Source organism: Enterobacter sp. WCHEn090032, from assembly GCF_003986875.1.
Lineage (GTDB): Bacteria > Pseudomonadota > Gammaproteobacteria > Enterobacterales > Enterobacteriaceae > Enterobacter > Enterobacter sichuanensis.
This window is the reverse complement of the sequence record NZ_RXRN01000003.1, coordinates 67392-88853: the sequence shown is the minus strand read 5'-3', so window position 1 is coordinate 88853 and position 21462 is coordinate 67392. Positions and strand designations below refer to the sequence as shown.

The 21462-nt window shown below is 59.1% G+C and carries 24 protein-coding genes; 23 read left to right on the top strand and 1 reads right to left on the bottom strand.

Features of this window, described 5'->3' with window-relative positions; translation table 11 throughout:
* Positions 1-92 precede the first annotated feature (92 nt).
* Genes EKN83_RS03445 through cobT form a run of 21 tightly spaced genes read left to right on the top strand, consistent with a single transcriptional unit; the run spans position 93 to position 17199 of the window.
* A complete protein-coding gene (locus tag EKN83_RS03445) occupies positions 93-1472 on the top strand; it encodes a cobyrinate a,c-diamide synthase (RefSeq protein WP_126800340.1) in 1380 nt (459 codons plus the stop codon).
* Positions 1469-2428 (top strand): adenosylcobinamide-phosphate synthase CbiB, encoded by a 960-nt coding sequence (gene cbiB, locus EKN83_RS03440; RefSeq protein WP_095451662.1) that lies wholly within the window; start codon positions 1469-1471, stop codon positions 2426-2428. The genes EKN83_RS03445 and cbiB overlap by 4 nt, the downstream gene beginning before the upstream one ends.
* Before the next feature lie 12 nt (positions 2429-2440).
* Complete coding sequence (locus EKN83_RS03435; protein WP_025755940.1) at positions 2441-3073, top strand: cobalt-precorrin-8 methylmutase; 633 nt, start codon at positions 2441-2443, stop codon at positions 3071-3073.
* Positions 3070-4209: a cobalt-precorrin-5B (C(1))-methyltransferase CbiD gene (gene cbiD / locus EKN83_RS03430; protein WP_126800339.1), complete on the top strand. Its 1140-nt coding sequence runs from the start codon at positions 3070-3072 to the stop codon at positions 4207-4209. Before EKN83_RS03435 ends, cbiD begins: the two co-directional genes overlap by 4 nt.
* Positions 4203-4808, top strand: a complete 606-nt coding sequence (locus EKN83_RS03425; RefSeq protein ID WP_126800338.1) for a cobalt-precorrin-7 (C(5))-methyltransferase — start codon at positions 4203-4205, stop codon at positions 4806-4808. The genes cbiD and EKN83_RS03425 overlap by 7 nt, the downstream gene beginning before the upstream one ends.
* Positions 4798-5367, top strand: a complete 570-nt coding sequence (locus EKN83_RS03420) for a decarboxylating cobalt-precorrin-6B (C(15))-methyltransferase (RefSeq protein WP_059385504.1) — start codon at positions 4798-4800, stop codon at positions 5365-5367. Before EKN83_RS03425 ends, EKN83_RS03420 begins: the two co-directional genes overlap by 11 nt.
* The gene (locus EKN83_RS03415) at positions 5360-6133 is read left to right on the top strand and encodes a cobalt-precorrin-4 methyltransferase (protein WP_126800337.1); all 774 of its coding nucleotides are present in this window, start codon (positions 5360-5362) and stop codon (positions 6131-6133) included. The genes EKN83_RS03420 and EKN83_RS03415 overlap by 8 nt, the downstream gene beginning before the upstream one ends.
* Positions 6114-7169: a cobalt-precorrin 5A hydrolase gene (gene cbiG, locus EKN83_RS03410; protein WP_095440964.1), complete on the top strand. Its 1056-nt coding sequence runs from the start codon at positions 6114-6116 to the stop codon at positions 7167-7169. Before EKN83_RS03415 ends, cbiG begins: the two co-directional genes overlap by 20 nt.
* Entirely contained in the window at positions 7169-7894 is a 726-nt protein-coding gene (locus EKN83_RS03405; protein ID WP_088244149.1) for a precorrin-3B C(17)-methyltransferase, read from the top strand. Before cbiG ends, EKN83_RS03405 begins: the two co-directional genes overlap by 1 nt.
* Positions 7891-8676: a cobalt-precorrin-6A reductase gene (locus EKN83_RS03400; protein WP_126800336.1), complete on the top strand. Its 786-nt coding sequence runs from the start codon at positions 7891-7893 to the stop codon at positions 8674-8676. The genes EKN83_RS03405 and EKN83_RS03400 overlap by 4 nt, the downstream gene beginning before the upstream one ends.
* Before the next feature lie 10 nt (positions 8677-8686).
* Complete coding sequence (gene cbiK / locus EKN83_RS03395; protein WP_025755933.1) at positions 8687-9481, top strand: sirohydrochlorin cobaltochelatase; 795 nt, start codon at positions 8687-8689, stop codon at positions 9479-9481.
* Positions 9478-10188, top strand: coding sequence for a cobalt-factor II C(20)-methyltransferase (locus EKN83_RS03390; RefSeq protein WP_025755932.1), 711 nt, complete (start codon positions 9478-9480; stop codon positions 10186-10188). Before cbiK ends, EKN83_RS03390 begins: the two co-directional genes overlap by 4 nt.
* Complete coding sequence (cbiM, locus tag EKN83_RS03385; RefSeq protein WP_088244150.1) at positions 10189-10926, top strand: cobalt ECF transporter S component CbiM; 738 nt, start codon at positions 10189-10191, stop codon at positions 10924-10926.
* A gap of 1 nt (position 10927) precedes the next feature.
* Positions 10928-11209 carry an energy-coupling factor ABC transporter substrate-binding protein gene (locus EKN83_RS03380; protein WP_045284670.1) on the top strand — a complete coding sequence of 94 codons (282 nt, stop codon included), beginning with the start codon at positions 10928-10930 and terminating at the stop codon, positions 11207-11209.
* On the top strand, positions 11196-11873 hold the full coding sequence (locus EKN83_RS03375) for an energy-coupling factor ABC transporter transmembrane protein (protein WP_126800410.1): 678 nt from the start codon (positions 11196-11198) through the stop codon (positions 11871-11873). Before EKN83_RS03380 ends, EKN83_RS03375 begins: the two co-directional genes overlap by 14 nt.
* Before the next feature lie 11 nt (positions 11874-11884).
* The gene (locus EKN83_RS03370; protein WP_126800335.1) at positions 11885-12703 is read left to right on the top strand and encodes an energy-coupling factor ABC transporter ATP-binding protein; all 819 of its coding nucleotides are present in this window, start codon (positions 11885-11887) and stop codon (positions 12701-12703) included.
* Complete coding sequence (locus tag EKN83_RS03365) at positions 12700-14223, top strand: cobyric acid synthase (protein ID WP_126800334.1); 1524 nt, start codon at positions 12700-12702, stop codon at positions 14221-14223. Before EKN83_RS03370 ends, EKN83_RS03365 begins: the two co-directional genes overlap by 4 nt.
* Positions 14220-14771: a bifunctional adenosylcobinamide kinase/adenosylcobinamide-phosphate guanylyltransferase gene (cobU, locus tag EKN83_RS03360; RefSeq protein ID WP_126800333.1), complete on the top strand. Its 552-nt coding sequence runs from the start codon at positions 14220-14222 to the stop codon at positions 14769-14771. Before EKN83_RS03365 ends, cobU begins: the two co-directional genes overlap by 4 nt.
* Positions 14762-15520: an adenosylcobinamide-GDP ribazoletransferase gene (cobS, locus tag EKN83_RS03355; RefSeq protein WP_126800332.1), complete on the top strand. Its 759-nt coding sequence runs from the start codon at positions 14762-14764 to the stop codon at positions 15518-15520. The genes cobU and cobS overlap by 10 nt, the downstream gene beginning before the upstream one ends.
* A gap of 3 nt (positions 15521-15523) precedes the next feature.
* Positions 15524-16132: an alpha-ribazole phosphatase gene (gene cobC, locus EKN83_RS03350; protein WP_025755925.1), complete on the top strand. Its 609-nt coding sequence runs from the start codon at positions 15524-15526 to the stop codon at positions 16130-16132.
* An 11-nt stretch (positions 16133-16143) separates the two neighbouring features.
* Positions 16144-17199, top strand: a complete 1056-nt coding sequence (gene cobT / locus EKN83_RS03345; RefSeq protein ID WP_095451670.1) for a nicotinate-nucleotide--dimethylbenzimidazole phosphoribosyltransferase — start codon at positions 16144-16146, stop codon at positions 17197-17199.
* 45 nt (positions 17200-17244) lie between these two features.
* Here cobT and EKN83_RS03340 read toward each other — a convergent pair whose 3' ends face one another.
* A complete protein-coding gene (locus EKN83_RS03340; protein WP_126800331.1) occupies positions 17245-18117 on the bottom strand; it encodes an AraC family transcriptional regulator in 873 nt (290 codons plus the stop codon).
* A 228-nt stretch (positions 18118-18345) separates the two neighbouring features.
* Between EKN83_RS03340 and EKN83_RS03335 the strand changes: the two genes are divergently transcribed.
* Both EKN83_RS03335 and EKN83_RS03330 read left to right on the top strand, forming a co-directional pair.
* Positions 18346-20184: a DUF2264 domain-containing protein gene (locus EKN83_RS03335; RefSeq protein ID WP_126800330.1), complete on the top strand. Its 1839-nt coding sequence runs from the start codon at positions 18346-18348 to the stop codon at positions 20182-20184.
* The gene (locus EKN83_RS03330; protein WP_095449490.1) at positions 20181-21461 is read left to right on the top strand and encodes an oligosaccharide MFS transporter; all 1281 of its coding nucleotides are present in this window, start codon (positions 20181-20183) and stop codon (positions 21459-21461) included. Before EKN83_RS03335 ends, EKN83_RS03330 begins: the two co-directional genes overlap by 4 nt.
* Position 21462: the final 1 nt, after the last annotated feature.

The following is a 21462-nucleotide window of genomic DNA, read 5'->3' as shown; positions in this document are numbered from 1 at the left end:
CGGTGGGAAGTGGGTTGTACTGATGCATACAGTCGAAAGACTGGGGCGACGTGTATCTATACCACTCATCCACCCTGAACAGGATCAGGGTCATGGAGCCAAAGCAGTACGCGTTTGTTCTGGCAGGTACAGGAAGCGGTTGTGGTAAAACCACGGTGACGCTTGGCCTGTTGAGTCTGTTAAAACAGCGTGGGTTACGCGTCCAGCCGTACAAAGTGGGCCCTGACTATCTTGATACCGGCTGGCATACCAAAGTCAGCGGTACCGCCTCCCGCAACCTCGACAGCTTCATGCTGCCTGAACCGATCCTCAACGCGCTGTTTTGCGAGCATATGCAGCAGGCGGATATCGCGGTCATTGAAGGCGTGATGGGGCTGTATGACGGCTACGGCACCGATCCGAATTATTGCAGCACCGCCGCGATGGCAAAACAGCTGGGCTGTCCGGTGATTCTGCTGGTAGACGGCAAGGCGGTTTCTACGTCGATTGCCGCGACCATAATGGGTTTTCAGCGATTCGATCCCACCCTCAATATTGCCGGGGTGATTGTTAATCGGGTTAACAGCGAATCACATTATCAGTTGCTCAAAGCGGCAATTGAACACTACTGCACGGTACCCGTCCTGGGTTATGTGCCTCGTGTTGAGGGTGTCAGTTTACCCGAGCGCCATCTGGGATTGGTCACCGCCCGGGAGTCGGTTGCGGATTCGCAGACCTGGCAGAATTTTGCCGCCCTTCTCGAACGTACGCTGGATATCGAACAACTTCTCGCACTCAGCCAGATGGCGTCGCTGCCGCAGGGTGCCTGGCCTGCGCTGCCTGATGGGGACGCCGGGCGCGGGTTAACGCTCGCGATGGCTGACGACGACGCCTTCAACTTCTATTACCCGGATAACGTCATGCTGCTCGAACGTACCGGGGTCGAGATAATCCGCTTTAGTCCGCTCCGGGAGAGCCGTTTACCTGACTGCCAGATGGTCTGGCTCGGGGGCGGTTACCCGGAGCTTTATGCGGCACGGCTTGCGGAAAACACCACAATGCTCGCCAGCCTGCAGGAGGCGCACCGGCGTGGCGTGGCGATCTATGCCGAGTGTGGCGGGCTGATGTATCTCGGCAGCGCGCTGGAAGATAGCGAAGGGGTGACCCACCGGATGGCCGACATTCTCCCCGGCCACAGCCGGATGGGTAAACGGCTGACCCGTTTTGGCTATTGTGAGGCGCAGGCGTGCCAGCCCACGCTGCTGGCCGATGGCGGGGAGGTGCTGCGTGGGCATGAATTCCACTATTCCGACTTCTTCCCCGATACCCCAGCGGTGCTGGCGTGCCGAAAAGTGCGCGATGGCGTGACGATGCAGGAATGGGCGGGCGGCTGGCAGGTTGGCAACACGTTCGCAAGCTACCTGCACCTCCACTTTGCCCAACGTCCCATGATGCTCAGCCGCTGGCTGGCGGCGGCGAGGGGGGCGCGATGACTCTGCTGGCATGGTGCGTCGCGTGGCTGCTTGATGTCATCATCGGCGACCCACAAAACTGGCCGCACCCGGTGCGCTGGATAGGCAACCTGATTAATGCGGTGCAGCGCGGCATACGCCACTGCTGCCATAGTGACGCGGCGTTACGCATTGGCGGCGGCGTAATGTGGCTGGCGGTGGTGGGGCTGACCTGGGGCGTGGCCTGGGGCGTGCTGACGCTCGGACGGATGGTGCATCCCTGGCTGGGCTGGGCCATTGAGGTGTGGATGATTTTTACCGTGCTGGCCGGACGCAGTCTGGCAAACGCCGCACGGGACGTTCAACGCCCTTTGCAAGCGGGCGACCTTGATGAAAGCCGCGAAAAACTCTCCTGGATAGTGGGGCGCGATACCTCTCAGCTTCAGCCGGAACAGATCAACCGGGCGGTGGTAGAGACCGTCGCGGAGAACACGGTCGACGGCATTATCGCCCCGCTGTTTTTCCTTCTGCTGGGCGGTGCGCCGCTGGCGATGGCCTATAAAGCGGTGAATACCCTCGATTCAATGGTGGGCTACAGGCACGAAAAATACCGCGCGATCGGCATGGTCAGCGCCCGTATGGATGACGTGGCGAACGCAATTCCCGCGCGCCTGAGCTGGCTCTTGCTGAGCATTGCGGCGTGGCTATGCCGAGAGGGACCCTCCCGCGCGCTGCGCGTCGGCTGGCGCGACCGCTACAACCACAGCAGCCCCAACTGCGCGTGGGCTGAAGCGACGGTTGCCGGCGCGCTGGGCGTCCGGCTTGGCGGACCCAACACCTATTTTGGCCAGCGCGTGGAAAAGCCCTGGATTGGCGACGCGCTGCGCCCGATTGCGGTAGACGATATTTCCCGAACGATTCGACTGATGTGGGTTTCCTCCACCCTGGCGCTGGTGCTGTTTATCGCAGCACGCTGGCTGATGGTTGGCGTGGCCTGAGGACAAGAGACAATGCAATACATCCAGCAACCCCAGGCGATTGAAGCCAAAAGTTTCGACATCATTGGCGAGATCATTCGCGAAACGCGGCCGGAGTACCGGTTCGCCAGCCCGCTGCATGAGGCGATCGTCAAGCGGGTGATCCATACCACTGCAGATTTTGACTGGCTGGATATTCTCTGGTTTTCAGATGACGCCATAGAGCAACTTTGCGCGGCGCTCCGTCGCCCCTCCGTCATCTATACCGATACCACGATGGCGCTCTCCGGGATCAACAAAACGCTGCTGGCCACATTCGGGGGCGAATGTCGTTGCTATATCAGCGACCCGCGGGTGGTAGCACAGGCAAAAGCACAGGGAATCACCCGCTCGATGGCGGCCGTTGATATCGCGGTGACGGAAGGGAGTGAGAAGATCTTCGTCTTTGGCAATGCGCCAACGGCACTGTTTCGCCTGCTTGAGCATGATGTTGCCGTCAGCGGCGTGGTGGGGGTACCGGTGGGGTTTGTGGGGGCGGCGGAGTCGAAAGAGGCGCTGACGCACAGCCATTTGCCCGCTATTGCGGCACTCGGACGCAAAGGTGGCAGCAATGTGGCAGCAGCGATTGTGAACGCCATGCTCTATTACCTGCAGGGGGCGCGATGAGCGATTCAACCTTCGATGCCCCGGTATGGCATAACGGGAAGGCGTTACGCAAAGGCTACACCACCGGTTCCTGCGCGACCGCGGCAGCGAAAGTCGCCGCGCTGATGGTGCTGCGCCAGCACCTCATTCATCAGGTCTCCATTGTCACGCCCTCCGGCGTTACGCTGTGTCTGAACGTGGAATCGCCGCACATTGAAGGACAGCAGGCGATTGCCGCCATCCGCAAAGACGGCGGTGATGACCTCGACGCCACGCACGGCATGCTGATTTTTGCTCGCGTGACGCTCAACGACAGCGGCGAGATTACGCTGTCGGGCGGCGAAGGCGTAGGGACCGTGACGCGCAAAGGAATTGGCCTGCCCCTCGGCAGCGCGGCGATCAACCGCACACCGCGTCACACCATTGAAGCCGCGGTGCGTGAGGCGATTGGCCCGACCCGCGGGGCCGACATAACAATTTTTGCGCCTGAAGGGGAAGAACGGGCCCGGAAAACCTACAACTCACGCCTCGGGATCCTGGGCGGCATTTCGATCATCGGCACAACTGGCATTGTGACTCCGATGTCAGAGGAGAGCTGGAAACGATCGCTTTCTCTTGATCTGGAGATTAAACGCGCGGCCGGGCTGGAACGGGTCGTACTGGTACCGGGCAATCATGGCGAGCGTTTTGTGCGTGAGCAGATGGGCATCGATGAAGATGTCGTGGTCACCATGAGCAATTTTGTCGGCTACATGATCGAAGAGGCGGTGCGGCTGGGATTTCGCCAGATAGTGCTGGTCGGCCATCCTGGCAAACTGATCAAAGTTGCCGCCGGGATTTTCCACACCCACAGCCATATCGCTGATGCACGCATGGAAACGCTGGTGGCGCATCTGGCGCTACTCGGCGCGCCGCTGGAATTACTGACCGCCGTCAGCGATTGCGATACCACCGAAGCGGCGATGGAACATATCGAAACCTGGGGTTTTCAGGTTCTTTACAGCCACCTTGCCGAACGTATCTGCCTGCGCGTGATGCAGATGCTGCGCTTTACCAAAAATCCGCCGGCCTGTGACGCCATTCTGTTTTCCTTTGATAACCAGGTGCTGGGCAGCAACCGCCCGGTCGAGGCGATAGCCCGGGAGCTGCAATGTTAACGGTCGTGGGAATGGGGCCAGCGGGACTGTCCCTGATGACGCCTGCTGCGCGAGACGCCGTTGAGCGCGCCGATGCGCTGGTTGGCGGAATACGCCACCTGCAGGCGTTTCCAGCGTTTGGCGGCGAGACGTTTGTCCTCGGCGCCAACATTCCGGAGCTGCTGGCCTGGGTTGAGGCGCGTCAGGAGAAAAAGGTGGTGATTGTCGCCTCCGGCGATCCGCTGTTTTACGGCATCGGATCGCGGATGGTGGCGCATTTTGGTATTGCGCGCGTGCGCGTGATCCCCGGCATCAGCGCGGTGCAGTACCTGTGCGCGCAGACGGGCATTGATATGAATGAGATATGGCTCACCAGCAGCCATGGTCGCAGTGTGAATATTGATGAACTGGTACGGCATCGCAAAGTGGCAATGGTCACCGATAGCCAGTGCGGGCCGAAAGAGATTGCCGCGCAGCTGGTCGCACGCGGTAAGGGGCATCGCTGGATGGTGATTGGTGAAAACCTGGCGATGGCAAACGAACGGATCCACTGGCTTCCCGTCAGTGAGGTCAGTGCCGACTATGAGATGAATGCTTTGGTGATCCTCGATGAAAGATGAACTGTTTCTGCGCGGCGAAACGGTGCCGATGACCAAAGAGGCGGTACGCGCGCTTGCCCTCGCGAAACTGGAGCTGCACCGCGTCAGCCATCTGATTGATGTAGGCGCGGGGACCGGGAGCGTGTCGATAGAGGCTGCGCTGCTGTTTCCCTCTCTGCGCGTAACGGCCATTGAGCGTAACCCTGCGGCTCTGCAACTGCTTGCGGAAAATTGCCAGCATTTTGCCTGTCGCAATATCACGATTTTGCCGGGCGTTGCACCGTTACCGGTGGCGGATAAGGCCGATGCGGTATTTATGGGCGGCAGCGGTGGCCATCTGACATCGCTTATTGACTGGTCCATGCGCCAGTTACATCCAGGCGGACGTCTGGTCATGACGTTTATCCTGATGGAAAACCTCACCACCGCGCTGACCCATTTGCAGCAGATCGGCGTGCAGGACATTGATTGCCTGCAAATGCAGAGCTCCGCGCTGACCCCGCTCGGCAGCGGCCACTATTTCAAACCGAATAATCCTGTTTATGTTATCGCCTGTCAGAAGGAAGAACACCATGTCTGAGACGTTTGATTCCCGTTGTGTGTGGTTTGTCGGTGCAGGTCCCGGCGATCGTGAGCTCATCACGCTCAAGGGATATCGGCTGCTGCAGCAGGCGCAGGTGGTTATCTATGCCGGCTCGCTTATCAATACCGAACTGTTGGCCTATTGCCCGCAGGAGGCCGAATGCCACGACAGCGCGGAACTCCATTTAGAACAGATCCTTAACCTGATGGCGGCAGGCGTGAAGGCCGGAAAAACGGTGGTACGTTTACAAACCGGTGATGTCTCGCTCTACGGTTCCGTCCGTGAGCAAGGCGAAGAGCTGACCAAACGCGGCATTGCCTGGCAGGTGGTACCCGGCGTCAGCGCCTTCCTCGGCGCCGCGGCGGAGCTTGGGGTCGAATACACCGTTCCCGAAGTCTCACAGAGCCTGATTATTACCCGCCTCGAAGGCCGTACGCCGGTACCGGCGCGTGAACAGCTGGAGTCATTTGCCAGCCATCAGACCTCCATGGCGATTTATCTCTCGGTCCAGCGTATTCACCGGGTGGCGGAACGTCTGATAGAAGGTGGCTACCCGGACACCACGCCCGTTGCCGTCATTTATAAAGCGACCTGGCCGGAAAGCCACACCGTACGCGGCACGCTGGCGGATATCGCCGACAGGGTACGCGAGGCGGGGATCCGCAAAACGGCGCTCATTCTGGTCGGGAAGTTCCTGGGCGAGGAGTATCACTACTCAAAACTCTATGCTGCGGATTTTAGCCATGAATACCGCCAGGCCTGAGTCCATCGCGCTGTTTTGCCTGACGCCGGGTGGCGTGCAGCTGGCGAAACGCCTGGCATTGATGCTGCCGGTAACCTGCTTTGCCAGCGAGCATTTGCAGGAAGAGGGCTTTGTCTCCTTCAACGGCGGCTTTGCCCCGGCGCTTCGCGAGGCGTTCACGCACTACCCGGCGCTGATTTTTATCGGCGCAACCGGCATTGCGGTTCGCGTCCTGGCGCCTTTGATCGACGACAAACTGAGCGACCCGGCGGTGGTGGTGATCGATGAGCGTGGGCAGCACGTGATTAGCCTGCTTTCCGGCCATGCCGGCGGCGCGAATGCGCTGACTCGCTACCTGGCGGGAATACTGGGGGCTGACCCGGTGATAACCACCGCCACGGACGTCAACGAGATGGCCGCGCTGGATACCCTTGCCATTCAGCTCAATGCCCGAATGCGCGATTTCCGAACGACGGTAAAAATCGTCAACCAGATGCTGGTGAGCCACCAGCGGGTAGGGCTGTGGTGGGATGTCGAACTCGATAGCGACGTCAGTCAGTGCGATCGGCGCGGATTTATTACCGTGAGCGACCTGCAGCACCTCCCTGAACTGGATGCGCTGGTGTGTATTACGTTGCGAAATACGTTGCCGGAACTGCCGCTGCCGCACTGGAAGCTAGTCCCGCAGCGGGTTGTGGCAGGCATCGGCTGTCGACGCAACACGCCGTATTCGCTACTGGCGACGCTGCTGTCGCGTCAGCTTGAGGCGCAGCAGTTCGATCCGCTGGCGCTGAAAGCGATTGGCAGCGTCTCCCTTAAAAAAGACGAAGCGGGCCTGCTTCAGCTTGCCGCCTGCTGGCGTGTTCCTTTTGAAACCTTTACCGCTGACGCGCTGCGTGAGCACGAACATCGCTTTGCGGCCTCACCCTTTGTACGCCAGACGGTTGGGGTGGGGAGCGTCTCGGGTCCGGCAGCGTGGCTGCTGAGCCATGGGCAACTACGAGGAGAAACCCTGCGCGAACAGGGCGTCACTATCACTTTGGGAGTTTCACACTGATGTTAACCGTAATTGGAATCGGCCCGGGCTCGCAGGCCATGATGACCATGGAAGCCGTAGACGCGTTACAGGCGGCAGAAATCATCGTTGGCTACAAAACCTACACCCATCTGGTGAAGGCGTTCACGGGTGACAAACAGGTCATCAAAACCGGTATGTGTAAGGAGATTGAACGCTGCCAGGCGGCGATTGAGCTGGCGCAGGCCGGGCATAATGTCGCGCTTATCAGCAGCGGCGACGCCGGTATTTATGGTATGGCGGGGCTGGTGCTGGAGCTGGTCAGCAAACAGAAACTGGACGTTGAGGTTCGCCTGATCCCCGGGATGACGGCCAGTATCGCCGCTGCCTCTCTGCTTGGCGCACCGCTGATGCACGATTTTTGCCACATCAGCTTAAGCGATCTGCTGACGCCGTGGCCCGTCATCGAAAAACGCATTGTCGCCGCGGCAGAAGCGGACTTTGTCATCTGTTTCTATAACCCGCGCAGTCGGGGTCGCGAGGGCCATCTGGCACGCGCATTTGAGCTGCTGCGCGCCAGTAAAAGTCCGCAAACGCCGGTAGGGGTAGTGAAATCTGCCGGGCGTAAAAAGCAGGAGAAGTGGTTAACCACGCTGGGTGACATGGACTTTGAGCCGGTCGATATGACGAGTCTGGTGATTGTCGGAAATAAAGCCACGTATGTGCAGGAGGGGCTGATGATCACACCGCGGGGTTATGTGCTGTGAAATATGGCGACGTGCTGGTCATGGGGGGCACCAGCGATGCCCGCGCGATCTGCCACCAGCTGGATGCGGCTGGCGTGGCCTACACCCTGTCGGTGGCGACGCCCACCGGGCAGCGGCTGGCGGGCGACATTAAGGGACGCGTGCGCTGTGGTCGTCTGGAGCCGCAACAGATGGTTGACTGGCTTACGGCAAACAGGACCCGCTGGGTGATTGACGCTTCGCATCCCTACGCTGAAGTGGTCAGCCGCAACATCCTGACGGCCTGTGAGACGGTGGGCGTGTTGCTTAGCCGCTATCAGCGCCCCGAGCAGCTCAGTGAACTGACGCATCCGCTGCTCTACAGCGTGCCGGGAATTGAAGAGGCCTGCGACATCGCGCGGCGTCTTGGCGAACGCGTGCTGTTGACAACCGGGAGTAAAGATCTGGCGCGCTGGCGTACCGCGCTGCCGGAGAAAACGCTGCTGGCCCGGGTACTGCCTGTGCCCGAGGTCCTTGAGCAATGCGCCGGGCTTGGCTTTGGTGTAACCGAGATTTTCGCCCTGTGCGGACCATTCAGCGCTGAGTTTAACGCGGCGTTTTATCGTCAGTGCCGGGCTGACGTGATGATAACCAAAGCATCCGGGGCGGAAGGCGGTTATCGGGAAAAGGTTCAACCCTGTCTGGATGCGGGCATTCCCTGCATCGTGATTACACGCCCGGCACCGCTGGTGACGGGAGACGAGTTACTGGAAAGTCAGGCCGCATTCGCCGGGCGTTTAGCGCGTTGGATGGCCGTTGCTTAAGGAGATAGTGATGAAAAAGGCGCTTCTGGTGGTCAGCTTTGGTACCAGCTACCACGATACCTGCGAGAAGAACATTGTGGCCTGCGAGCGTGCGCTGGCAGAAAGCTGTCCTGACCGTGAGCTGTTTCGGGCATTCACCTCCGGGATGATTATTCGCAAGCTGAAACAGCGTGACGGCATTGAGATCGATACGCCGCTGCAGGCGCTGAAAAAGCTTGCGGCTCAGGGATATCAGGATGTGGCGATTCAGTCCCTGCATATCATCAACGGCGATGAGTACGAGAAAATCGTCCGTGAAGTGCAGAGCCTGCGCCCGCTGTTCACCCGCCTGACGCTGGGGGTACCGCTCCTGAGCAGCCACGACGATTACGCGCAGCTGATACGCGCATTGCAACAGCAGATGCCAGCGCTTGGGGCTACGGAAAAAGTGGTGTTTATGGGCCACGGCGCCAGCCATCACGCCTTTGCGGCCTATGCCTGCCTTGACCACATGATGATGGTCCAGGGTTTCCCTGCCCGCGTCGGCGCGGTGGAGAGTTACCCGGAAGTCGACATCCTGATTGAGAGCCTCGGTAAAGAGGGCGTCACCGCCGTGCATCTGATGCCGCTGATGCTGGTGGCAGGCGATCACGCCATTAATGATATGGCCTCTGATGCCGAGGATTCCTGGAAGACGTTGTTTAACGCAGCCGGGATCGCGGCGACGCCGTGGCTGAGCGGGCTGGGAGAAAACCTGGCGGTGCGCGCGATGTTCGTCGCCCATCTGCAGCAGGCGCTGAGCGTCGCGATGGAGGAGGCAGCATGAGCGGCAAACTGTACGCCCTGAGTACCGGCCCGGGCGCGTCTGACCTTATTACCGTGCGCGCCTCACGGATCCTCGGTTCGCTGGATATTCTCTATGCCCCGGCCGGTCGCAAAGGCGGCGATAGCCTGGCGCTCTCTATCGTCCGGCCGTTTATCGGCCAACAGACCGACATCCGCTGCTGCCACTTTCCCATGAGCGCCGACGATGCTGAAAAAGAGGCGGTGTGGGATGAGGTGGCCGACGCGTTAGTCAGGGCGGTGAACGACGGAAAACAGGTTGGCTTTATCACCCTGGGCGACGCCATGCTGTTCAGCACCTGGGTGTTCTTACTGCGACGCATCGGCAATCCGGACTGGCTGGAAATTGTGCCCGGGGTGACGTCGTTTGCCGCAATTGCCGCGCGGTCCAAAACGCCGCTGGCGATGGAACAGCAGTCGCTGGCGGTGATTGCCTGTACCGCGCCGGAAGCGGAGATTGCACAGGCGCTGCAGCAGCACGACAGTCTGGTGCTGATGAAGGTGTATGGCCGGTTTGCGCGCATCAAAGCGCTGCTGGCGCAGGCCGGGCTGCTGAATTGCGCACTGATGATGTCAGAGGCCACGCTCCCTGGCGAGCAGTGCTGGCGGCATCTGGATGAGGTTGCTGATGACCAGCCGTTACCCTATTTCTCGACCATTCTGGTCAACAAACAGTGGGAGTACGCGTGAATGAAACTCGAACAACAGCTTAAACAGCTGTCATTTGGTGGCCTGGCGGCGGCGCTATTGCTGATGGTGGTGCCGGAGCAGGCGTTCGCAATGCACATCATGGAAGGGTTTTTACCGCCGATGTGGGCGCTGGCGTGGTGGCTGCTCTTCTTACCGTGTTTGTGGTACGGACTGGTGCGCCTGCGCCGTATCGTGCAGGAGGATAGCCACCAGAAAGTCCTGCTGGCGCTGTGCGGGGCATTTATTTTCGTGCTGTCGGCACTGAAGATCCCATCGGTAACCGGCAGCTGCTCGCATCCCACCGGCGTGGGACTCGCCGTGATTCTGTTCGGGCCTGGGGTCGTCGCCATCCTCGGTGCCATCGTGCTGTTGTTTCAGGCGCTGCTGCTGGCACACGGCGGTTTGACCACGCTTGGCGCGAACGGCATGTCGATGGCGGTGATTGGGCCGGTTGTTGGGTATATGGTGTGGAAGATGGCCTGCCGTGCCGGACTCCGTCGTGATGTCGGGGTATTTTTGTGCGCGATGCTGGCGGATCTGGTGACTTATTTTGTGACTTCGGTTCAGCTTGGCGCGGCGTTCCCGGACCCGGTGACGGGTACCACGGGCTCGATGGTGAAATTCATGGGCATTTTCTGCCTGACGCAGATCCCCATCGCCATCGCAGAGGGATTGTTAACCGTCATGATTTATGACCAGTTGACCAAACGTCAGCTGATTACCGCGCAAGGATACTGAGATGAAAAAAACGCTGATGCTGTTGGCGATGGTGCTTGCCCTGATCGTACTGCCATTTTTTATCGATCACGGGGGGGAATTTGGCGGCTCGGATGGTGAAGCCGAAAATCAAATCCAGGTGGTGGCGCCGCAGTACACGCCATGGTTCACGCCGCTCTATGAACCCGCCAGCGGCGAAATTGAAAGCCTGTTGTTTACGCTCCAGGGCTCCATTGGCGCAGCGGTGATTTTCTATATTTTGGGCTACACGAAAGGCAGACAGCGCCGTGATGACCGGGCTTGACAGGCTTAGCTACCAGAGCCGCTGGGCTCACGTTGCGCCGGAACGCAAGTTTCTGCTCTGGCTGGCGCTGATGATGCTGGCGTTTGTGCTGCCGCCGCTGGGACAGGGGATCGTAGTGGCGTTGACGGCGGGACTGACCTGCTGGCTGCTGCGTATGAGCTTCTGGCGCTGGTGCCGCTGGATGGCGCTGCCGTTTGGCTTTCTGCTGGTCGGGGTAATGACGATCCTCTTTAGCGTCACCCGAGACCCGCACACGCTGGTGGTCAGCGTCCCCGTGGGGCACTACTGGCTGGGGATCACCGTTTCCGGGATGACCGCCGCCAGTGAAACCTTCTGGCGCAGCCTTGCCGCGCTGGCGGCGACGTTCTGGCTGGTACTGAACTTGCCGTTTCCGCAGCTGATTGTACTGCTTAAGCGGGCGCGCGTGCCGCGTCTGCTTACCGAACAGATTCTGCTGACCTGGCGCTTTATTTTTATTTTGCTGGACGAAGCGCTGGCGATTCATCGCGCGCAGACCCTGCGTTTTGGCTATCGCAGCCTGCCAAAATGCTATCGCTCTCTGGCGATGCTGGTCGGTTTGCTGTTTACCCGGGTGTTGATTCGCTATCAGCAGATGGCGACCACGCTGGATATTAAACTCTACCAGGGTGATTTTCCCCTGTAAGGAATCACACCATGCTGACCACCGCCAATCTCTGGTTTCGCTATCAGGAGGCGCAGGTACTTAAAGGGCTGACGCTGGATTTTTCGACCCATGCCGTCACCGGCCTGGTCGGGGCTAACGGTTGCGGAAAGTCGACGTTATTTATGAACCTGAGCGGCCTGCTGAGGCCGCAGCAGGGAGCGGTGCTGTGGCAGGGGAAGCCGCTGGACTACAGCAAACGCGGACTGCTGGCGCTCCGTCAACAGGTCGCAACGGTGTTTCAGGACCCCGATCAGCAGATCTTTTATACCGATATTGATAGCGACATCGCCTTTAGCCTGCGCAACCTGGGGGTGGCTGAGCCGGAGATCGCGCGGCGCGTCGACGATGCGCTGACGCTGGTCGACGCGCAGCGTTTTCGTCAGCAGCCGATCCAGTGCCTGAGCCATGGGCAAAAGAAGCGAGTCGCCATCGCTGGGGCGCTGGTACTGGGGGCGCGCTATCTTCTGCTGGACGAGCCCACGGCCGGGCTTGATCCTTCAGGACGCACGCAGATGATCGAGATTATCAGACGTATTGTGGCGCAGGGGAACCACGTGGTGATCTCCAGTCATGATATCGACCTGATTTACGACGTCAGCGATGCCGTCTACGTGCTGCGTCAGGGAGAAGTGCTGGCGCACGGTGCGCCGGGCGAGGTGTTTGCCCGCAGCGAACTGATTGAACGGGCCGGATTAACGCAGCCCTGGCTCGTCAAACTGCATGCGCAACTTGGCCTGCCGTTATGCAAAACCGAAGATGAATTTTTCAGCCGTATGCGACAAAAAAACGTAATGAAGGAGGCCTCATGACGCAGGCAATTATGTTGCAGGGAACCGCTTCTGACGTCGGTAAAAGCGTCCTGGTGGCTGGGCTGTGCCGGATTTTTTATCAGGATGGCCTGCGTACCGCGCCGTTTAAATCGCAGAATATGGCGCTCAATTCCGGTATCACCCCGGAGGGAAAAGAGATGGGCCGCGCGCAGATTTTTCAGGCCCAGGCGGCGGGAATCACGCCGGACGTACGGATGAATCCGGTGTTGTTAAAACCGACCAGTGACCGTAAAGCGCAGGTGGTGCTGATGGGGCAGGTGGCGACCGATATGGACGCGGTCAGCTACCACGCGTACAAACCGCGTTTGCGGGAGCAGATCCGTGATGTCTACAACAGCCTGGCCAGAGAGTATGACGTGCTGGTGCTGGAAGGCGCGGGTAGCCCGGCGGAAATTAACCTGCGCGATCGCGATATCGTCAATATGGGGATGGCCGAAATGGCGCAGTGCCCGGTGATCCTCGTGGCGGACATTGACAGAGGCGGCGTGTTTGCCGCCATCTACGGGACGCTGGCGCTGCTGCACGACCACGAGCGGGCGCGCGTGAAAGGGGTCATCATCAATAAATTTCGTGGCGATGTTGCGCTGCTCTGTTCGGGCATTGAACAGATAGAAAACCTGACCGGCGTGCCGGTGTTGGGGGTTATGCCGTGGCTGGATGTGGATCTGGAAGATGAGGACGGCGTGGCGCTGCAAAAGGGAAAATACCTGCGAACCGCGCCGCGTGATATCGACATTGCCGTGGTGCAGGTTCCGCATATCTCCAACTTCACCGACTTTAACGCCCTGGCGGCGCAGCCCGATGTGCGCGTGCGCTATGTTCGCTCTCCCCAGGAGCTGGCGGGGGCTGACCTCGTGATTCTCCCCGGCAGTAAAAATACGCTGGGCGATCTGGCCTGGCTGCGGGAAAGCGGCATGGCGCACGCGGTGCTGCAGTCCCACCAACAGAACGTGCCCGTCATGGGCATTTGCGGCGGCTACCAGATGCTTGGCGACACCATCATTGATGAGGTGGAATCGGGAATGGGAACCCAGCCAGGACTGGGTCTACTTCATACCGTGACTCGCTTTGCGCAGCGAAAAACCACGACGCAGGTTTCCGGGCGGATGGCGTCGGCGCTGCAGACGTGGCTTGCCCCGTTATCAGGCATGAAGGTGCAGGGTTATGAGATTCATATGGGAGAGACCCGGCTGATCTCCGACGGTGACCCGGCGCTGTTTCTGGAAAAAGGGGGCACGCACATAGCCGATGGTGCCATCAGCGCTGACGGGAAGGTGATAGGAACGTATCTCCATGGGTTATTCGATAACGATGCGTTCACGCGCGCCATGGTGGATGGCTTACGCCAGCGCAAAGGACTGGCGCCATTAGACGTTGCGGTAGATTACGCGGCTTATAAAGCGCAACAGTTTGATATCCTGGCGAGCGCGATGCGAGAACATATTGATATTGAAAAGATCTATCAAATAATGCGGGAGCATCAGGAGGAGGGCGCATGATATTAGTCACCGGAGGCGCGCGCAGCGGGAAAAGTGCGCACGTCGAACAACTGGCGGCGCAGCAGTGCGAACGCGTGCTGTATATCGCGACGTCAGTGATTACCGATGAAGAGATGGCGCTGCGCGTTGACAAGCACCGCGCCCAGCGTCCTGCGCACTGGCGAACCTGGGAAGGGTATCGCGATCTGGGCGATGTGATTCGCCACCAGGTGCAGCCGGGCGAAGGCGTTGTTCTGGAATGCGTCACCACCCTGTTGTCGAACCTGCTCTATGACGCCAGCGGCGGCGCGTCGCCAGAAACCCTCGATTTTTCCGCGCTTGAGGCGGTGTTGCAAGAGCAGGTGGACGACCTGATTGCGGCCTGTCAGCAGTCGGCGGCGCCGGTTTATATTGTGACCAATGAGCTGGGTATGAGCATCACGCCAGAGAATCGGCTGGCGCGTCATTTTGTTGATATTGCCGGGCGCGCGAACCAGAAGCTGGCGCGGGCGGCGCAGGACGTGTGGCTGATTGTCTCGGGAATTGGAGTAAAGATTAAATGTCGTTAAAAATGTTGTGGGCGACGCTGGGATTTATTACCCGTATACCGGTGCCGCAAAAATGGAGCGACGGCGTTGAATTTTCGCAGTATGGCCGTGGCGTTCCCTGGTTCCCCGTGGTGGGCTTGATCGTTGGCGGCCTGGCCGCCGTAAGCTATCTGGCGGTGAGCCAGACCGGCGGGGGCATCATTATCGGTGCGGTTGCCTGGGTGCTGGCGCTGGTGCTGCTGACCGGCGGGTTTCATCTGGACGGTCTGGCGGACACTTGCGATGGCGTTTTTTCTGCCCGCACCCGTGAACGGATGCTGGAGATTATGCGCGATAGCCGGTTGGGGACTTACGGCGGTCTGGCCATCGTATTCTGCATCCTTATCAAAGTCGCTACGGCGATCTCCCTGGCTCAGCTTCCCGTTAATACCCTCTTTGCACTGCTGGTGTGTGCGCCGATCGTCGGGCGCACGGGAATGGTGTTGGCCATGTACCGGCAGCACTATGCGCGTGAGGGTGCAGGCATGGCAAACGCCTATCTCGGCCATATCAGCGGCAAAGAGACCATCATCACCCTCTGCATCGGCGTAGCGCTCGTGGGGCTGATGGCGGGGATGCAGGGGCTTGTCGCCAGCACCATCGCCTGGATTGTCGTCAACGCGGTAAAGACGTTTTTAAGCCGCCGACTGAACGGGCTAACGGGGGATACCCTGGGCGCGATGGAGGAGATTGGCGAAATGGTCTTCCTGCTGGCGCTTCTGTGGGTCTGACGTATGCGCATTTTTCTGGTCCGGCACGGTCAAACCACCGCTAACCTCAGCGGTGTATTTTACGGGAGTACCGATTTGTCGCTCTCGCCGCAGGGCATTGCGCAAAGCCAGCGTGTTGCCGGGTTTTTGGCCGGGGTCGCGTTCGGGCAAACGCGCGTCAGCGCGCTGCAGCGTGCTCAGCAAACGGCGCGGCTTATCGTGCCAACTGCCCATGATGTTCAAGTGGATGCGCGTCTTAACGAGCTGGATTTTGGCAAATGGGAGATGCGGCACTACAGCGACATTGAAAAAGAAAATCCCGCGTCGTGGCAGCGCTGGCTGGATGACTGGCAAAACGCCACGCCCGACGGTGGCGAAGCCTTCCCGCATTTCGCCGCACGTGTCAGGGCGGCGGCGGATGAGATGAGTCAACTGCAGCAGCACGACGAGATGCTCATTGTGGCGCATCAGGGTGTGCTGAGCCTGCTGCTGGCAACCTGGTTAGGGATGCCCCCGGCAGCGATGTGGCATTTCCCGTTCAGTCATGATGCCTACACGGTCGTTGAAAATCGGGCCGGGCATTGGGTATTACGCGTATTTAATGGCAGAAGCGTTTGGCAAACTGAAGAGTGAGGGTGATGAGGATGGGGACAGTGAAGGCGCTGGCGGCGGCCATCAGACCGCTTGATAAACAGAAGATCGAGGCGGCCTCGCGGCATGTTGATGGCTTAATCAAGCCGACAAACAGCCTCGGTCGGCTGGAGAGTCTGGCAATACAGCTTGCGGGAATGGGGGGAATCGACAGGCTCGATAATCTGCAAAAAGAGATTATCGTGATGTGCGCCGACCATGGCGTGTTTGATGAAGGCGTGGCTGTGACGCCGAAAGTGGTGACCAGGCTTCAGGCCGTCAATATGCAAAAGGGGTTGACCGGGGTATGTGTGCTGGCCCGCACTAGCCAGACGTCGGTACTCCCCGTTGATATCGGCATTGACGGTGAGCCTGTTGACAATATGCTCAGCCTTAAACTCTCTCGTGGCTGCGGGAATATCGCCCAGGGGCCTGCGATGAGCCGTCAGGATGCCGAACACCTGCTGCTGGCGAGCGCCAGCCTCGTTAAAAAACGCGCTCAGGAGGGGATTTCCGTCTTTGGCGTTGGCGAACTGGGTATTGCGAACACGACGCCGGCCTCGGCAATCATCAGCGTACTGACCGACAGCGATCCGCATGAGGTGGTGGGGATTGGGGCAAATTTGCCGCAGGACCGGGTACAGCATAAGGAAGCCATTGTTCGGCAGGCGATACGCATTAACCAGCCGGATGCGCGCGACGCGGTTGACGTTCTGGCCAAAGTTGGCGGCTATGACCTGGTGGGTATGACCGGGGTGATATTAGGCGCTGGCGCATGCGGACTGCCCGTTGTGTTGGACGGTTTTCTCTCGTATGCCGCAGCCATCGCCGCCTGCCAGATTGCGCCAGAGGTTAAGAACTACTGTATTCCCTCTCATTTTTCCGCCGAAAAAGGGGCCAGACGTGCGCTGGAGCACCTTGGGCTGGCGCCCTTTATCCATCTTGACATGCGTCTTGGCGAAGGGAGCGGTGCCGCGCTGGCAATGTCTATCGTCAGTGCGGCATGCGCGATGTATTGCGAGATGGGGCTACTGGCGCAAAGCGGCATTGAGTTGCCGGTTCCGGCGTGACGGAATGCGATACGTTTGATTTGTTAAAGCCACCTTGCAGTCCGATCACTGCAAGGTGATCCCGTCAGACGTTCTGCTGCAGCGGAGGCTACGTCGATACTGCAGCGGTGTCTGACGCATCATCTTTTTAAAGCAGGTAATGAAGTAGGTCACTTCGCTAAACCCGACTGCCAGCGCAATGGTGTCAACAGGCTCATCGCTGTACCGCAAGAGATCGCAACTGCTTTTGATCCGCCGGGTCAGCAAATATTCCTGGATGCTACCGCCGGTCTGCTGGCGGAAAATGCGTGAGGTATAGCTGCGTGAAAGCCCCTGGTCGTGGGCTAACTGGTCGAGCGAAAACTTGCTGGCATAGTGGGCTTCAACCCAGCTCATGATCCGCGAGGCGACGGTCTGCTGACGCGGCGGGTAGGGTTGCGGCTGCTCGGGCAGAAAGGTCATGAGCTGCATCACCAGAAATGCCACCTCGCAGGCCTCGGTCTGCTCGTTGCCCTCCAGGCGCTGAAACTGTTCCAGGATCCTCTCGATAAATGCCGCGTGCTCGCTGAGATCGTATATTTGCGCGGGCAGATTGCTGGCCGCCAGCGCGGCGAACCGGGCCTGATGGCGCGGGAAGGCGCTGAGCGCGCTTTCGACGACCGATTGCTCAATGTGCATGGTGGTGCGGTGATAGGGGTTCTTATCGCTATGATCGACCTGCACTTTGTGCAGACGAAAGGGCGGGAAGATAAATAATCGCCCCGGACGGGCGGTGTAGTGTTGATTATCCACCACCACGATGCCGTAGCCGCTGGAAATATAGAGCAATTCAACGCATTGATGCCAGTGGTAGTAAATCGCGCTGGTGGCGTACATGCGGTTAAAAGAAATGGCCTGCTGATCGAGCATAATGCGTTCCAGCAGCTGCGTTTCACCCATTTTACCTCCAGGACAACAGATTTAAATTTTTAGGCCACCATTTGTAATTTATCCCCCTCGCGGTCGACAAAATCCAGAAAAAATGAAATGGCGGTTCAATTTTGTGATTCTGCTCACTCAGCACCGTGAATAAAAGCAGTTACTCTTCATCCAGACGTCGCACTCGTGGCTATAAAAAGCCTAATAACAATAACTTATCTCTACCCTCGTGTTATGCGGGAGGACCCTGTGCAACCTGAAAACATTCATCTGGATAACCCACTGACAAGCCGGGAAGAGGTACTACGGCTGGTCAACGATATGCTGAACGCGGTGGCGCCTTATTTTAAAAAAGACGCCAGCCGCATTGATTTAGCGAACTTTACCGCTCACTACGGCCAGCAGGTCGCGAGCATGGAAACATTTTCCCGCCTGCTGTGGGGCGTGACGCCATTGCTGGCTGGCGGCAGTGAGCCACAACACTTCTCTTTCTATTTACAGGCGATAAAAAACGGCACTGATCCGCAGCATGCCGATTACTGGGGCGACGTCGCGCCTTACGATCAGCGAATTGTCGAGATGGCGGCCTACGGGCTGCTGCTGGCGCTGGCGGGGGAAACCGTACTGGCACACTTCACTGAGACGGAGAAAGTGAATTTATGGCGCTGGCTAAAGCAGTGCGAGACCCAGGAAATCCCCGATAACAACTGGCACTTCTTTCCGATTCTGGTGCAGGTCGGCTTCCATTATTGCGGCATGCCCACCAACCCGCAGGCGCTGGAAGACCATTTTGCTGCCATGGAGCACTACTATCTCGGCGATGGCTGGTACTCCGATGGTCCGGGCCGGCCGCGCGACTATTACATCTCGATGGGCTTCCATTTCTATGGCCTGATCTACGCGAAGCTCATGGTCGATGTCGATCCAACGCGTTGTGCAACACTGCGTCAGCGGGCCGCGCGTTTCTCCTCTGACTTCATCCATTTCTTTGCCGAAGACGGCGCGGCGATCCCGTTTGGCCGTAGCCTGACCTACCGCTTTGCCGAGGCGGCGTTCTGGAGTGCGGCGGCCTTCGCCGGGCTGGAGGTCTTTTCGCCTGGCGTGATGAAGGGCATCGTTCTGCGTCATCTGCGCTGGTGGCTGAAGCAGCCGATGTTCGACCGCGACGGCGTCCTGAGCGTTGGTTACAGCTACCCGAATCTGGCGATGGCGGAAGACTACAACGCACCGGGTTCGCCGTACTGGGGCCTGAAGACCCTGCTGGTGCTGGCATTAGATGAGGGCGACGCCTTCTGGCAGGCGGCTGAGCTGCCGCTGCCGCCGTTACCCGCGCAGCACACGATAGCCCACGCGGATCAGGTGCTGGTGCATCAGGCCGATCACCTGTGGATGCTGACGTCCGGCCAGCTGGAGCTGAACAACTTTGTGAATACCGAAGCGAAATACTGCAAATTTGCCTATTCCACCCGCTTTGGCTTCACCATTGAACGCGGGCGCTACGGACTGAACCATGCCGCACCCGATTCGATGCTGCTGCTGGCCGAAAAGGATAACTACTGGCGTGGCCGGCGCGAATGCCAGAACGTGGTCACCGCTGACGGCACCCTTTACAGCCGCTGGCTGCCGTGGCGCGACGTGGTGATTGACAGCTGGCTGCTGGCGCTGGGCGACTGGCAGCTACGCGTCCATCGTATCACTACCCGGCGTGCGCTCGATTGCGCAGAAGGGGGCTTTAGCCTGGTGAACCGCCCACAGCCGCAGGGACACGAGAGTGACAGTGCCTGCTGGTTACGCAGTACCCGGGATGTCTCCGCCATTTTCTGTTTACATCCGCAGACCCGCCGCGGCGAGACGGTGGTGACGCCGCCAAACAGTAATCTGTTGTTCGCCGAGCGCGCGGCGGTGCCGGTGTTGCGCGGCGAGCTCGACCCCGGCACGCATGTGTTCATCAGCGCGGTGTGGGCGGGAAATGCCGCCGACTTCAACCCGCAGCATTGCCCGCAGGCCTTCATGAGCGATGACGCGGTACGCTTCGTGACGGCACGACAAGAAACGACGCTCATTCTGGCTCCGGAGGCATCGCTATGAGCACATCATCATCCGTACGCGCCGCGCAGTACAAAATGAGTACCTTTATTTTCCTTTACTTCTTCACCTGGTCATCCAGCTTTGGCCTGTACGCCCTGTGGCTGAGTCAGAAAGTGGGCCTCGACAGCGTCACCATAGGCAGCGTGTTCGCCATCAATGGCGTCTTCGCGGTGGTCCTGAAGCCGGTGTACGGCTACATCATGGACAAAATTGGCATGAGCAAGTGGCTGCTCTATTTTGTCTGCGCTATTTCTGCGCTGATGGCGCCGTTCTTCGCGCTGGTGTACCAGCCGCTGCTGCAAAGCCATGCGATGGTGGGGATTATCATCGGCGCGCTGTATCTGAGCCTGGGCTGGTACGCCGGGGTGGCGGCGTCTGAATCTTACGCCGACCGCTTTAGCCGCCTGTACGGCCTGGAGTTTGGCCGCATCAGAATGTGGGGTTCACTGGGCTGGGCGATGGCGGCGTCGGTCTCAGGGTTGTTGTTTAACGTCACGCCGCTGGCCAACTTTCTGCTCAGCAGCGGGACCTCGGTAGTGATGCTGCTGGTGCTGATTAGCCTCAAAATCGGCGAGGAGCAACTGCGTAATAACAGCGTCATTTCCGCGAATAAGATCGTCTTTGCCGATGTGCTGATGCTGTTGAAAAACCGCAAGTTCTGGATGTTCAGCCTCTACGTCGCCGGGGTGGCGTGGATGATGTTTATCGCCGAGCAGCAGTTCCCGCGCTACTTCGTGTCGTTCTTTGCCACCAAAGCGCAGGGAAATGCCTGGTACGGCTACCTGAGCACCGTCCAGTCGGGGATGGAGTTCGTGATGATGATGTTTATCCCGTGGCTGGTGAACCACTACGGCGCGAAGCGCGGCTTGCTGTTCTGCGGCTGCGTAGTAGGCGCACGGCTGATCGCCTCCGGACTGACCAGTGACCCGATTGTTATCTCCATTATCAAACCGTTTTATGGCGTCGAGATCGCGCTGCTGCTGATTTCTGTCTTCAAATACATCGCCGAACATTTCCATCGTCGGGTTAACGCCACGATGTACCTGCTGGGCTACCAGGCGATGATTTACGTGGGCTCGATTGTGGTCGCCCCACCTGCCGGCTATCTGTACGACAGGATAGGCTTTGAGCATACCTATCTGCTGATGGGCAGCTGCGCCCTGGTATTTACGCTGATTTCCGCCTTTACGCTGTCGCGCTGCCAGTCGACGCGCGATGACTCACGCCCCGTTGCTCCGGCTTTAGATACCGCACCGGTTGAACCGGCCAAACATTAAT

Coding starts and splice junctions, on each gene's coding strand:
- EKN83_RS03445 (WP_126800340.1), top strand. CDS start 93: ATGGAGCCAAAGCAGTACGCGTTTGTTCTGGCAGGTACAGGAAGCGGT.
- cbiB (WP_095451662.1), top strand. CDS start 1,469: ATGACTCTGCTGGCATGGTGCGTCGCGTGGCTGCTTGATGTCATCATC.
- EKN83_RS03435 (WP_025755940.1), top strand. CDS start 2,441: ATGCAATACATCCAGCAACCCCAGGCGATTGAAGCCAAAAGTTTCGAC.
- cbiD (WP_126800339.1), top strand. CDS start 3,070: ATGAGCGATTCAACCTTCGATGCCCCGGTATGGCATAACGGGAAGGCG.
- EKN83_RS03425 (WP_126800338.1), top strand. CDS start 4,203: ATGTTAACGGTCGTGGGAATGGGGCCAGCGGGACTGTCCCTGATGACG.
- EKN83_RS03420 (WP_059385504.1), top strand. CDS start 4,798: ATGAAAGATGAACTGTTTCTGCGCGGCGAAACGGTGCCGATGACCAAA.
- EKN83_RS03415 (WP_126800337.1), top strand. CDS start 5,360: ATGTCTGAGACGTTTGATTCCCGTTGTGTGTGGTTTGTCGGTGCAGGT.
- cbiG (WP_095440964.1), top strand. CDS start 6,114: ATGAATACCGCCAGGCCTGAGTCCATCGCGCTGTTTTGCCTGACGCCG.
- EKN83_RS03405 (WP_088244149.1), top strand. CDS start 7,169: ATGTTAACCGTAATTGGAATCGGCCCGGGCTCGCAGGCCATGATGACC.
- cbiK (WP_025755933.1), top strand. CDS start 8,687: ATGAAAAAGGCGCTTCTGGTGGTCAGCTTTGGTACCAGCTACCACGAT.
- EKN83_RS03390 (WP_025755932.1), top strand. CDS start 9,478: ATGAGCGGCAAACTGTACGCCCTGAGTACCGGCCCGGGCGCGTCTGAC.
- cbiM (WP_088244150.1), top strand. CDS start 10,189: ATGAAACTCGAACAACAGCTTAAACAGCTGTCATTTGGTGGCCTGGCG.
- EKN83_RS03380 (WP_045284670.1), top strand. CDS start 10,928: ATGAAAAAAACGCTGATGCTGTTGGCGATGGTGCTTGCCCTGATCGTA.
- EKN83_RS03375 (WP_126800410.1), top strand. CDS start 11,196: ATGACCGGGCTTGACAGGCTTAGCTACCAGAGCCGCTGGGCTCACGTT.
- EKN83_RS03370 (WP_126800335.1), top strand. CDS start 11,885: ATGCTGACCACCGCCAATCTCTGGTTTCGCTATCAGGAGGCGCAGGTA.
- EKN83_RS03365 (WP_126800334.1), top strand. CDS start 12,700: ATGACGCAGGCAATTATGTTGCAGGGAACCGCTTCTGACGTCGGTAAA.
- cobU (WP_126800333.1), top strand. CDS start 14,220: ATGATATTAGTCACCGGAGGCGCGCGCAGCGGGAAAAGTGCGCACGTC.
- cobS (WP_126800332.1), top strand. CDS start 14,762: ATGTCGTTAAAAATGTTGTGGGCGACGCTGGGATTTATTACCCGTATA.
- cobC (WP_025755925.1), top strand. CDS start 15,524: ATGCGCATTTTTCTGGTCCGGCACGGTCAAACCACCGCTAACCTCAGC.
- cobT (WP_095451670.1), top strand. CDS start 16,144: ATGGGGACAGTGAAGGCGCTGGCGGCGGCCATCAGACCGCTTGATAAA.
- EKN83_RS03340 (WP_126800331.1), bottom strand. CDS start 18,117: ATGGGTGAAACGCAGCTGCTGGAACGCATTATGCTCGATCAGCAGGCC.
- EKN83_RS03330 (WP_095449490.1), top strand. CDS start 20,181: ATGAGCACATCATCATCCGTACGCGCCGCGCAGTACAAAATGAGTACC.